Raw genomic sequence first — 2,503 nt, 5'->3', positions numbered from 1 at the left:
GCTCCGGGGTGGCGTCGGTCGGGTCGGGCTCGACGACGACCGCGCGGCTGCCGCCCAGGACCCGCTCCAGCGAGCGCTCCAGGTACGAGCCGAGCATGGTCGGCGTCCACGGGCCCGCGCCGTCGCGCTTGCGCACGGCCCGCAGGACCAGGCCCTCCCACCGCTCGACGAGCCGACCGTCGGGGTCGCGCACGTCGATGTCGTAGGTGTAGCTGTCACCGTCCTGCGACCGCTCGCGGGCGTCCATCACCACGTACTGCGCCAGCTGGTCGACCTGCGCGGCCAGGTACAGCCGCTCCACGCTCTGCGGCAGCAGCGTGGCGTCCGGGACGCAGCACTGGATCGCGTGCATCATCACGTCGCGGGTGCCGGGGTCGGCCAGCAGCCGGTCCTGCGGCAGGTACGGGGCGAACCAGGTGGCCACGGAGGCCGTGGCGACCTCGGCCACCGCGTGCCGGGCGCTCGCCCGCCGGTAGCCCTGCAACCGCTGGAACCGCTTGCCCTGGAACAGGACGCTGCCGTACAGCTCGGTGACCGGGTCGACCGGCACGAGCGGCAGCACGGGTGCGCCGTCGACCGCCTCGCCGGGGATCTCCGGCCGCGGGAACCGCAGTCGGGCCCGGAAGTGGTCGGCGGAGAACCCGGTGTCCTCGGCGCGGATCGCCACGTCCACGGTGCCGCCGTCGCGGGCGAGTGCCGCGATCCGCACCGTCAACGACCCGCCCGGCCGCACGACCACCGGCCGCAGGAACTCCACGTCCTCCAGCACCGGCGGCGAGTCGTGCCCGGTGAGGGCACTGGCCACCTGGGTCATCGCCTCCATGCCGATGACGGCCGGGAACAGCAGGTCGCCTTCGAGCAGGTGGTCGCCCAGGTACGGGTCGCTGGGGTCGGACAGGTCGGCCTCGGTGACCAGCTCGACCGCCGGGTAGTGGACCAGCACGCGGTCCAGGAACCGGGCCAGCGGCAGTTCGGTGCGCGCCATCTCCAACGTGGGCAGGCCCGCGGCGCGACCGGAGACCACGAGCACGGGGCCCACGGTCGGGTCGGCCAGGACCTCGCGGAGCACCGCGATGCCCGCGTCGGTGGAGATCGGCGTGATGCCGTCGCGCATCAGCGCCTCGACCACGCCCAGCCGCTCGCCCATGCCCGCGCCGGACCAGACCGACCACTCCAGCGCCAGGACCCGCGCCTGCGGGTGCTTCACGCCGAAGTCGACGGTCAGCTCCGACATCCAGTCGTTCGCCGTGGAGTAGTGCGCCTCGCCGCGCAGACCCGCCCGGCCGATGATGCTGCCGAACGTGACCAGCAGCTTGATCCGGTCGGCGTCCACGGCGTCCAGCACCGCGTTCAGGCCGGAGATCTTCGGCGCCAGCGTGGCCCGGAAGTCCTCTTCGGACAGACCGGTCAACGCCTTGGGCTCGTTGCGGCCCGCGCCGTGCAGCACGGCGGTCACCTCACCGAGCTCCGCGCGGAACTTGGCCACCGCGACGGCGATCTGCTCGGCGGAGGTCACGTCGGCCCGCTCGTAGCGGTGCTTGATGCCCGCCGCGGTCATGCGGGCCAGGTTGGCCGCCAGCTCCGGGTCCGCGGTCGGGTCGGCCCGACCGATCAGCGCCAGGGACGCGCCCGAGTCGGTGGCCATCGCGATGGCGCACTCGGCCGTGATGCCCTTGCCGCCACCGGTCACCAGCAGCACGTCGCCGGAGTCCAGGGGCGTTCCCTCTGCCTGGCCCGCCACCGCCCGCAGCACCGGCACGGTGCGGACGCCGTCGGCGTCGTACCGGACCTGGGAGAAGCCGTTGGTGGCCGCGACCTCGGCGGCGACCCGCGCCACCACATCGGTGTCCGGGCTCGCCTGCTCGGGCGCGAGGTCGACCAGCGTCACGGGGATGTGCGGCGCCTCCAGGTGCAGCGTGCGGGCCAGGCCCGACGCGCCGAGCCGGTGCTGCACGACCGCCAGCCTGCGGCCGGACGCCAGCACGTCGCGCGCCGCCTCCAGGAACAGGCCGACGTGCTCTTCACCGCCCTCCGGCGGCAGCAGCAGGAGCACGCCGTCGCCGGGCAGGCCGGCCTTCAGCAGCTCGGCCAGCGGGTGCCCTTCGGGGGCGTAGACGGTCCACTCCCCCACCGGGCCCGGCGTCGCCGCCACGAGCTCGCGCTCGACGTGCTCCACCAGGAACGGCCGCACCCACGGCGCGACGCCCGGCACCTCGCCGCTGTCGCGCTCGTCGGCGTGCGCCGTGTCGGCCAGCGAGTCGATCAGGTCGGCCAGCTCGCCCATCCGCACGGTGGCGAAGTTGGTCGTGCCCTCCAGGGCCGGGCGGCCCAGGGTGCGGGTGACCTCGTTGACCAGCTGGCCGACCGTGATGGAGCTCAGGTGCAGGTCGTCCAGCGGGTGCGTGCTGGCCGTGATGGCCTCCAGCGGCAGCTCCACGCGCTGCGCGGCCAGGCGGCGCAGCAGTTCGAGCGTGGACTCGCCGTCGGACCCCGTCGCGCCCGC

The 2,503-nt window shown here is 74.5% G+C and carries 1 protein-coding gene; it reads right to left on the bottom strand.

Annotated elements, in window-relative coordinates:
- Positions 1–2,503, bottom strand: a 2,503-nt coding sequence (locus AB0G02_RS35145; protein ID WP_360803230.1) for an SDR family NAD(P)-dependent oxidoreductase, incomplete at both ends; no start/stop codon positions are given.

Source organism: Actinosynnema sp. NPDC023658, from assembly GCF_040639995.1.
Classification (GTDB): Bacteria; Actinomycetota; Actinomycetes; order Mycobacteriales; family Pseudonocardiaceae; genus Actinosynnema.
This window is presented reverse-complemented; position numbering and strand designations above follow the sequence as displayed.